Origin of the sequence: Clostridium bornimense (genome assembly GCF_018917145.1) — a bacterium.
In the GTDB taxonomy this organism is placed as follows: Bacteria; Bacillota; Clostridia; order Clostridiales; family Clostridiaceae; genus Clostridium_AN; species Clostridium_AN bornimense_A.
This window is the reverse complement of the sequence record NZ_JAHLOD010000075.1, coordinates 1-9,921: the sequence shown is the minus strand read 5'-3', so window position 1 is coordinate 9,921 and position 9,921 is coordinate 1. Positions and strand designations below refer to the sequence as shown.

Sequence of the window (9,921 nt, the reverse complement as noted above, 5' to 3'; positions counted from 1 at the left end):
TGGGTCGCATATTATAACTTTCTAAGACCTCATCCATATAACTATTGGAAACCACTTAATGAACTTGAAGCTCTTGATGGTATCGATAATATGCCTGCCAAATGGCAAATATTAATCAGGTTAGGACAGCAAGCTATTTTAGATATCCAAGAAAAAAATGCTTCCTAACGGATTATATAACCAAATATAAATTTTTTTGCCTTCATTAAAGGTCTTTTTGTCATGCTCAAATTTAAATTATTTCTGTAATTTACTACTTTAAATTTTCAAAAAGATAGTGTTTTTTGTTATATTATTTTTTCATAGCAAACTTTACACTATCAACTAATTTTTAAACTTAAATATTGGCAATCTTATTTTAAATTTAATTTTAAATATAGATTTGAATAACAAATACAATATACATAATTTCGGTATTGTATTACCTAACCATAAAAATCCACCAACCGTAAAAACTTTCATCCCTTCATACAGTAAAGTGACATAAATAAAACAAGAAAAATATTCTTTATTTAAAACACATATAGTGATTTTTTTTATTAAAAAAAAGAATAAAACAGCTTCAAATATCATCATTATTGCTGCACCAATATAACCTAAAGTAACAATTTCAATACCCGGATGACCTGCACAAAGTGTTCCATTTCCTTGTATATATCTTATAAACTCGGATTGTGGCATTCCTTTTTCCATCAAATAATAAATTCCAGTATCATATTGATTCGACGATGAAAATAAAGATAACAATTCATTAGATATTTGCGAAAAGTCTCTAAAACCTTCAACAAATACTTGTCTATCTATTTCCCACCATAAAGCTGATTGTAACCCAAAAGCTCTATAAAGAAGTAAACTAAAAGCACTGTTATAATTTGAATTGTTCAATCCATAAATTCCATTGTTTTGAAAATAGCTCAATTTTGGTAATAAAGCAACACAAACTATAATAATAACAATTAATACATTTTTAAAGTTAATAAGTTTAACTCTAGATTTTAACAATAGAATTAAAATTGGCATAAAGAAATATATTACAACATATAAAATTCCAGTAAATTGGTTACCAACTAAATACCAAGAAATAATTAATCCTAAAACACAAATACAACTCCAAAACTTATATTTTCTTCTATATGTTGAAATGAAAACTAAACCACTTAAAAAACTAAATGAATACCTTAATGAGCTAACTAAAGAAATTAAAGGTAATGTAGAATAATCACTATAATAATTAAATCGATTGATATTTGAATTAGATATAATAGATCCTGAAATCAAAATATCTACAATTAAATATAAAGTAAAAATTGTTATTACAGATAAAGCAATATAGTTCGTATTTTCGTTAATAATACATTTTTTTATTCTTAATATCTTTTGTTTATTAATTTTATAAAGAAATATAACAGTAAACAAAAAAACATAATTTAATAAAGCAAGTCTAATTGTAGAACCTGTCATATAACTATATTTATTAATATCTGCAACGTAAATTCCTTCTTCAATATATGCACATGAGATAATATTTATAATTACATTTAATAAAAATGGAATTAATAATGGAAAAATAACTGAACACTCATTATACATATAAATAAAAATCATAATTGTCAAAAATATTATTATAGAATTTAAGAACGACATTACATCACCACCTTATCATTTCGTAATTTTTTTTATCTTCTCAATTATGCCATATTCATGCAATATTTTTTTTATATCAAAAATAACCCTTCCTAGCAATGTATACTCTCCATATTTTCTAGTTATAAAATCAAATCCATAGTTCTCGTAATCACTAATGAAGCAATCATAATTTTTGGGCTTTTGAGTAGGTGAATTCAAATTATGTTGATATTTAATAAATTCATTACTTAAACAAATTTGAATATTCTCACCAGATTTGTTCTTTATGATTTCTATTAATTGATTTCCTTTTTCAGTATTTTCGATTACTAAGCTAACACCACTTTTACTATCAATATGTCTTTGTTTTATAAACTCCGGCATGATTGTATCAATACCCCAAAAGTCTCCAATTGTGATATCACCGACTCTATTCATATTTGAATATTTACATTTAAAACAAGATTCTCTAATTGTTAAGTGCGAAAAAAACAGTCTTGTAAACATTCGTGTATCTTGCGTATTGACTTTTATTTTCCCACTTTTATACCTTGCCATACATGGATATAATTTCCATTTAGCTTTACTATAACGAAAAGAAAAACCAACTAATTTATCATTATTTACTCTTTCTAACCACTCTTTATAATCATTCCAATATTTTCTTGATGGAGTTCCATGACAAATAATATCAATAGTATATAATTTTACATCTTTTACGTTTTTAACTCTCAAATAACTCTTTAGTCCTGCTACTTGACATGGAGCACCTGAAAACAAAACATACTTATTAGCTTTCAAATCCTCTAATACTTTTTGATAAACACCTTTAATATCAGATTCAACATATTTTGAAGTTCTAAATATTTTAATTTCCTCTTTACTTTCAACACCAATATGTTTAACATCTAAGTTATCGTCAAAACAGCAACCATAAACCTTTTTTTCAGAATTACTTAATTCGAAAAAACTTTCTACAATAGCACTGAAAGCTCCACCAGATGCTGATTCTTCTACAACCTGGTCAGAATTTCTAAATGCGTATACATTCATCATTACAAAAACTTCCCTCCAATATCACCAATAGATTGTTTTATCCACTCAAGCGCCTCATTTTGCTTTTTAGTGATTATTTCATCAACTATAGCATAATTTATATTTTCATCTAATTTATCATATGGAGTATTTTCATTTACTATCCTATTCTTTAAATTTGTCATATCTAATAGATTTTCTATTCGACCGTTAAAACTATTTTTTGAAAATATTGCTGCAAATTTTTTGTGAAATAGTATTGAAAATACAGTCATATGGAAAGAATCCGAAATTACATAATTTGCGTTTTCAACCAAAGTTAGTAATTGATTAGGTGTAGGTGTCACAATTACTTTTTCGCCTTTTAAAGCATAATGATAATAAAGTGTAATTCTAATACAAGGCATGTTATAATACTTTGAAAGTCTCTTTATATATTCATCAAATTCTTTATTTCTATGAAGTTGATATACTAAAATATACTTTTTAGGAGTTTTAATTGGTTTTTTAATTCTATCCCATAGATTTCTATTAACTATCAACGTTGGATCCATAGATGCATATCCACCTTGAATACCCATTTTGTTTAAAATTTGAACACCAGTTTTTTCTCTTGTAGAAATATGAGAATATTTCATTAATAATGGTTTTATAACTTTTTCCTCTTCCGCCGATATTTCTTTTTTTCCAAAACTAGATGAAATAGAAATTCTAGGCTTTGAATCTGGAACAAAATCTAAAAAATAAGTTTTTTCAATTCTCAAATTAATACTACTATTCCACACTTGATCACTACCTGTTATAAACAAATCCATATCAGGTAAATTATTCTTAAGTTCTTCACTTGAATGATATATATTCTTAGTTCGTTTAATATAATTATTCAAAAAACTTTCAAACACATTTTCCATTTTGATGAATGATGGATATAAAATTAGAGGAACAAACTTTCCAATAATTGCTTTTTTTGCCATATGCGATTCAGACAAAGTTAACTGTCTGAATTCTTTATGGTCAGTTCCTTTTCTTCTATAATCTATTACTTGCACTTCATGCCCTAAATCTTCCAAAATAGATTGTGTAGCCAATGTTTGATATACAGATCCATAATTTTTAATATTATGGCATGTCACTAATCCTATTTTCATATTTTTCTCCATTCTAATATTTAGTTTCTATAATTGACTTATATTTCTCATCCAATTTATTTGCTTCTATCTTTATGTTATATCCATTACTTTCTATACAAGAAAAATCAGTTGAACGATTACTTCTTTTACAATTTTCTAAAATTATTTTAGCCCATTTGTCTGGTGTAGCATCAAGTGATACAAAAGTTAATAAATTTGTTATTTTAACTTCACCAGGTATTTTATCTGAGGCAATTACAGGTAATCCAGAAGTTTGTGCTTCTATTGCTACAATTCCTAAACCTTCATACAGTGAAGGAAATACAAATACATCCATCGCTTGGTATAAGTCGTTCACATCATTTCTTGCCCCTAAAAATAAAATATTTTCTGAAATCCCCAATTCATTAGCTAGTGCTTTACATTCATTTTCTAATGGGCCAACTCCAACTAAAATAAATTTTACATTATTCTTTAGTTTTACAATTTTTTTAAATACTTGCAATAAAAATAATTGATTTTTTTGTTCACAAAATCTACCTACATGCCCAATGCACCAATAATCATGTTTAATATCCAGTTCATTTCTTTTATCCATTCTTACTTTTTCATTAAACATAAAATTATTTATGCTAATTGCATTTTTTATGATAGTAACTTCATTTTTCTCTACCCTATTTTTACCAAACAAACATATTGCAGCGTCTTTTGAACACGCAAAATAATCAGTAGAGAATAACACTCCTAATTCTGCTATAAATTTATAAATTATTTTCCAAACAATCGAATTAAAATTTTCTGCCATATGTGAATGATTAATAATATGTTTACAATTGTTAATTTTCCCAATAATAGCAGGAATAAATGCCCATTCTGTAGTAGCAATATGGATTATGTCAAAATTTTCGGTTGAAAAAACTTGATTCAACCCCTTTAAATGTCCAACTATATTTTTCTTTGACGGAATAATATGAATTTTAAATCCTAGTTTTTCAAATTTACTCATACATTCGGGAACTTTTATACAATGTGCAACAATATGTAAATCGTAATTTGATAGATCCATATTATTAAAATATGTAATTAAAAAGGATTCGACTCCGCCATTTTCAAAACAGTTAATTACATGGCACACCTTAATTTTTTCTTTTACTTTCATACTTATCCTCGACAATTATTTAATAAATTTCTATACAATGTTATGTAATCTTGTATTAGATTACTCCATACATATTTAGGAAGAATTCTTTTAGCCTCATTATTTAGGTCAAAATCATCTATTTCTCTGTTGACTATTTTTAACATCTTTTCAACAAGACTATTAACATCTCCAAGTTTAAAAAACAATCCATATCCTTCGCTAACTTCTCTATTAGTTGGTATATCACTTAAAATTATTGGTAAATTGTTTGCAATACATTCTAACTGTGTTGATCCAAATCCTTCATAAATTGAAGGAAAAACATAAGCAGATGCCTCTTTATACAATTTTAATAAATCACTTGATGAAATGTAACCAGTAATAACAACATCATTCTCAATATTAAATTTATTAATTAACTCTTTATATTCATCGAATCCGAAACCAGGTCTACCAGCTAAAACCAATTTAAAATTATTATCACTTTTTTTAATTTTTGCAAAAGCTTCAATAACTATTTTTAGATTTTTTCTTTTCTCCAATGTTCCAGAAAATAGAAAAAAGTCTTTTAATTCACTCTTATTTAATATATCTGAATCAAATTTATTTTTAATTTTTTCATTATCATATTCAGAGTATAATCCAGGGTACGCGACAAAAATTTTATTTTTAACTTTAGGCCATTTTGATGATATCTCTTGTTTTATTGAATTAGATACAGTAAAAATTGCATCAGCATTTTTTATTGCTAACTTTACAATAAACTGATTATATATTTTATATAAAGATGAAAAAGTTTCAGGATGAGCAAATGAAGCTAAATCATGAATTGTTACAACATATTTCGTATTTTTACATTTAAAAAATGGCATTGCATAATTAGTAAAATGCACAACATCATAACTTTTGCACTTCTTTTGGTAACTATATGAATTGATGTGAAATAAATATTTTAATCTACTTGCTTTTTTTGAAGAGTTTCCTGTATTAAATTGTTCTAAATCTACAACATCATTATTATCGACATTATCTTTTAATTCTTTATATAAATATGAAGTATATTTTCCTATCCCTGTTCCAATTTTTACTTGCATACCATCGTCGATTAATATTTTCATTGTATACCTCCTAAATATCTAAATTTTTCCAAAAATTTCTTTAGCTCTATCCCATGTCCAATTTTTATTTATAAAATCAACGCTATTCTCAGAAATTCTATTTCTATATTCATCATCCAACAACAATTTAATAACTGAATTGGCAAATTCTTCATTTGAATCAGTTATAATCATATCAACGCCATTTGTTGCATTAATATTTTCTGCACCAACTGATGATGATACTATCGGCAATCCCATTGACATTGCTTCTAAATTTTTTGTTTTGATGCCAGATCCAAACATCATAGGGCAAACAAACACTTTACATTGATTTAGATAATCACGGACATCTTCAACTCTTCCAGTAAAAATAATATTGTCAGAAGCAAAAGATAATAATTCTTCCGAAGATCCCCCACCAACTACTATAAATTTTGCATTATTTATTCTATCTAATATTAGAGGAAATATGTCATTGATAAAATGTTTTACTGCATTTTCATTATGAGCAACACTCATTGCACCTAAAAACCCAATATAATTTTCTTTTTCATGAGATTTCTTTGCTTGAAAATAATTAACATCAACCCCAATTGGTATTGCTATTGCTTTATTTTTACCTAACTCTTTATTAAAATCATCTGCTTCACTCTGCGCAACAAATACTGTCAACTCACATTCTCTACCCATAGATAATTCATACTCACTTAATAATTTAATTTCATTTTTTAGAACATATTCTTTAACATGTCTGTTCATCATAAAATTTTTAAAAATATTAGGAACACTATTTATAAAAGCACCATAAGGATTAATTGAATTTATATCTGTTATAAGTTGTCGTTTATATCTTAAAGATATTCTGTCATCTAAATCTGCTACTCTTACTGCATCAATATCTTTAATATATTCTGTACACCGAACCATATCAGCGATTGCATAATCAGGTTGATATTTTGCAACTAATTCCTGAATAATCATTTTTGCTTTTTTATTCCAAAATAATGATACTTGCAAAGGAAATCTACGAATTAATAATGAGTAATAACAAATGTTTTTTATCTTGGTGAAAATAGAAGATTTTGGTAAAATTATTAATTCATCGATAAAAGAAGGCTTATCATCAATAGAATCACCATTTTCTAAAAATGCCGCAACAATTAGTTTGCAATTTAATTCTTCTGATAAAATTCTACAATAATGATATAACGATGTTTTTCTACCTGAAGATGCTGGAAAAGGTAATCTGGGCATTATAAATAAAACTGTTTTATTTTTCATACTTCAAAAAAACTTTCTTCTAACATTAAACATAAACAATGATAAACAGGAAGATGCATTTCCTGAATCATATAAGTCTCAGTTTGAGGAACATTGATACAAATATCAGCAATATCGGATAATTTACTTTCTTTTTTACCAGTCAATCCAATTACTTTCATTCCTTTTGCTTTCGCAACAGTTGCTGCATATAATATATTTTTACTGTTACCTGATGTAGATATCCCTAAAAAAACATCATTTTTATTACCATAACCAAAAACTTGTTGAGCAAAACACAATAATGGCTCGCAATCATTCATATAAGCAGTAGTTAGTGACATATGCCCATCTAAAGCGATTGCAGGTAATACACCTTGTAGATTATCGCCTAATAATTCACCCATCTCGTTATTAACTGAAATCAACTTTTCAATTTCACATTCTTTTAATTTTCTTGATGATTTGAATCCCTTCATTAACTCACCAACAATATGTTCGGCATCAGCAGCTGAACCACCGTTACCAGCAATTAATAATTTTCCATTATTTTCATAGCATTCTTTCAAAATATTAAATGTCTCAATAATATCTTTTTTGCAAACATCTAATTGTGGATATCTTTCTATTAAAATGTCAATTTGTTTACTTGACATAGCAATACCTCCTCCTAAAATTTAAAACTCTTTTAAACTATCAATCGTTTTATTTTGATTAAAATTATCTTTACCAATCAAAGCAGTCATACAACCTGCTGAAATACCTGCTTGAATATCATTTTCACTATCCCCGATCATCCAAGATTTGCTTAGATCAATATTGAAATCTTTAGAAGCTTGTATTAACATACCTGGCTTGGGTTTTCTACATTCACAATTAATTTTCAATTCAGGAACTTCTCCTTCATATCCTTTGTGTGGATGATGGGGACAATAATAAATTGCATCTACATAAGCTCCTTCTTTTCCTAATAAAGTTTCCATTTTATTATGGATTTCATTTAATTGACCAATGGTAACTTCTCCTCTTGCAATAACTGGTTGATTTGTTACAACAATTGCAAGATAACCAGATTCATTGATTTTCTTTATTGCTTGTGTAACACCTGGAAGTAATTCAAAATCATTTATATCTCTTAAGAAACCAACATACTTGTTAATTGTTCCATCACGATCTAAGAAGATAGCCTTTTGTTTATTATGTAGATTCTTAGCTTGTACTCTACCCGCTTTAAAGTCATTACATACAGATTCATATCGATCAGGAGTTCCCATATCTTTTACATATTCAGGACTATCATAAGCATACATTTGGTTTGTACCAGCTAAAGGTTTCAATAATTGTCTATCTAAATCTACTTTTTCAGTTGTAATTACTGTATCTAATACTTTCGGAGAAATAACATGCAATCCAGCATTTACTCTATTTCTATAAAACTCAGGTCTTTCATCTTCTTTTGCAGACCATTTTAATACAGAATTATTTTCATCAGTAAATATAAGTCCACTATCATAAGGATGACTATTTGGATGTGTAAATAATGTAACTAATCCACCTTTTTGTTTGTGATAATTTACAAAACGATTAAAATCAATATCAAAAATTGCATCAGCATTCAATAATAAGAAATCTTCTTTTAACTTATCTTTTAATTGAAATAACGCTCCTGCATTGCCAAGTGGTGTTTCTTCAACAAAGTATTCAATATTTACTCCAAAGTCTGATCCATCTTTGAAATAGTCCATGATAATATTTCCAAGATGACTTACCGTAATAATTAAATCTGTATAGCCTTGATTTTTTAAACATTCAATTTCATGTTCTAAAACAGGCTTACCTTCAATTTTAATCATTGGTTTTGGAATATCACTTGCGACAGAAGAGATTCTTGTACCTCTTCCTCCTGCCATAATTACAACTTTCATTATTTTCCCTCCACTGGAACATAGATAGTGTAAAGTTTATTTACACTTCTTTCTTTAAAAATCTTTATATATCAAGGTTCTAGAAGTTTTTTTGCATAAAAAAACAACGACCCCCTGATTTCTATGTTAAAATTGAATCTCTCACAAACCAAAAATAACTTAGAAAGGTTGTCGTTATTGTGGATTCAATTATAACTTATTTACTAGCATATAATCAATATTTAATTAATATAATTTTTCAATTACTCATATTTATTTCTAAATATATACCACTTGGGCAATTATCTTTTGATGATTCAAATAGCCCAGAGTATCAAAAATTTAAAATAGATAAACTTCCTAAAATAATTAAATTTCATAATGTAGATTACAAATTACTTTTAGCCTACTATAAGCATAAATACAATAAAATCGTAACTCCTGTAAAACGACGTAATGGTAAGTCTATACCAACTAAAATAAAATGCCCTAAATGTGGCGCTCCGCACCAATATATCTATGATAACAATGGTAATAAGGGTCAATACCAATGCAAAGTATGTGGTCTAACCTTTAAAGAGTCTAATTTTGCAACTAAGCCACTAATATTTAAATGTCCTTACTGCGGTAGCACACTCTCTGAACGTAAGGAGCGTAAGCATTTTAAAATACATAAATGCATCAATACTAACTGCTCTTACTACAAAAGGAATTTGAAAAAACTC

8 protein-coding genes and 2 pseudogenes are annotated in these 9,921 nt (G+C 27.1%); 2 read left to right on the top strand and 8 right to left on the bottom strand.

Annotated features, from left to right (window positions below):
- A pseudogene (locus KQI30_RS17745) lies at positions 1 to 168 on the top strand (transposase); the annotation flags it as partial.
- A 156-nt stretch (positions 169 to 324) separates the two neighbouring features.
- Here KQI30_RS17745 and KQI30_RS15770 read toward each other — a convergent pair.
- The 8 genes from KQI30_RS15770 to gmhB are packed head-to-tail and all read right to left on the bottom strand — an operon-like array spanning position 325 to position 9,217.
- Entirely contained in the window at positions 325 to 1,644 is a 1,320-nt protein-coding gene (locus KQI30_RS15770) for a DUF6418 domain-containing protein (RefSeq protein ID WP_216464304.1), read from the bottom strand.
- Positions 1,645 to 1,659: 15 nt separating this feature from the next.
- Positions 1,660 to 2,682: a Coenzyme F420 hydrogenase/dehydrogenase, beta subunit C-terminal domain gene (locus KQI30_RS15765; protein WP_216464303.1), complete on the bottom strand. Its 1,023-nt coding sequence runs from the start codon at positions 2,680 to 2,682 to the stop codon at positions 1,660 to 1,662.
- On the bottom strand, positions 2,682 to 3,809 hold the full coding sequence (locus tag KQI30_RS15760) for a polysaccharide pyruvyl transferase family protein (RefSeq protein WP_216464302.1): 1,128 nt from the start codon (positions 3,807 to 3,809) through the stop codon (positions 2,682 to 2,684). The genes KQI30_RS15765 and KQI30_RS15760 overlap by 1 nt, the downstream gene beginning before the upstream one ends.
- Positions 3,810 to 3,822: 13 nt before the next feature.
- Positions 3,823 to 4,950, bottom strand: a complete 1,128-nt coding sequence (locus KQI30_RS15755; protein ID WP_216464301.1) for a glycosyltransferase — start codon at positions 4,948 to 4,950, stop codon at positions 3,823 to 3,825.
- 2 nt (positions 4,951 to 4,952) lie between these two features.
- Positions 4,953 to 6,050: a glycosyltransferase family 4 protein gene (locus KQI30_RS15750; RefSeq protein ID WP_216464300.1), complete on the bottom strand. Its 1,098-nt coding sequence runs from the start codon at positions 6,048 to 6,050 to the stop codon at positions 4,953 to 4,955.
- Positions 6,051 to 6,068: 18 nt separating this feature from the next.
- Positions 6,069 to 7,313 (bottom strand): glycosyltransferase family 4 protein, encoded by a 1,245-nt coding sequence (locus KQI30_RS15745; RefSeq protein WP_216464299.1) that lies wholly within the window; start codon positions 7,311 to 7,313, stop codon positions 6,069 to 6,071.
- Complete coding sequence (locus tag KQI30_RS15740; protein ID WP_216464298.1) at positions 7,310 to 7,948, bottom strand: D-sedoheptulose-7-phosphate isomerase; 639 nt, start codon at positions 7,946 to 7,948, stop codon at positions 7,310 to 7,312. Before KQI30_RS15740 ends, KQI30_RS15745 begins: the two co-directional genes overlap by 4 nt.
- Before the next feature lie 21 nt (positions 7,949 to 7,969).
- Complete coding sequence (gmhB, locus tag KQI30_RS15735) at positions 7,970 to 9,217, bottom strand: D-glycero-beta-D-manno-heptose 1,7-bisphosphate 7-phosphatase (protein WP_216464297.1); 1,248 nt, start codon at positions 9,215 to 9,217, stop codon at positions 7,970 to 7,972.
- Between the two features lie 179 nt (positions 9,218 to 9,396).
- On the opposite strand from gmhB, the pseudogene KQI30_RS15730 reads away from it, so the two are divergent.
- Positions 9,397 to 9,921, top strand: a pseudogene (locus tag KQI30_RS15730) (transposase); the annotation flags it as partial.

Excerpts from the sequence above, each read along its gene's own strand:
- KQI30_RS15770 (WP_216464304.1), bottom strand. The coding sequence starts at position 1,644 with ATGTCGTTCTTAAATTCTATAATAATATTTTTGACAATTATGATTTTT.
- KQI30_RS15765 (WP_216464303.1), bottom strand. The coding sequence starts at position 2,682 with ATGATGAATGTATACGCATTTAGAAATTCTGACCAGGTTGTAGAAGAA.
- KQI30_RS15760 (WP_216464302.1), bottom strand. The coding sequence starts at position 3,809 with ATGAAAATAGGATTAGTGACATGCCATAATATTAAAAATTATGGATCT.
- KQI30_RS15755 (WP_216464301.1), bottom strand. The coding sequence starts at position 4,950 with ATGAAAGTAAAAGAAAAAATTAAGGTGTGCCATGTAATTAACTGTTTT.
- KQI30_RS15750 (WP_216464300.1), bottom strand. The coding sequence starts at position 6,050 with ATGAAAATATTAATCGACGATGGTATGCAAGTAAAAATTGGAACAGGG.
- KQI30_RS15745 (WP_216464299.1), bottom strand. The coding sequence starts at position 7,313 with ATGAAAAATAAAACAGTTTTATTTATAATGCCCAGATTACCTTTTCCA.
- KQI30_RS15740 (WP_216464298.1), bottom strand. The coding sequence starts at position 7,948 with ATGTCAAGTAAACAAATTGACATTTTAATAGAAAGATATCCACAATTA.
- gmhB (WP_216464297.1), bottom strand. The coding sequence starts at position 9,217 with ATGAAAGTTGTAATTATGGCAGGAGGAAGAGGTACAAGAATCTCTTCT.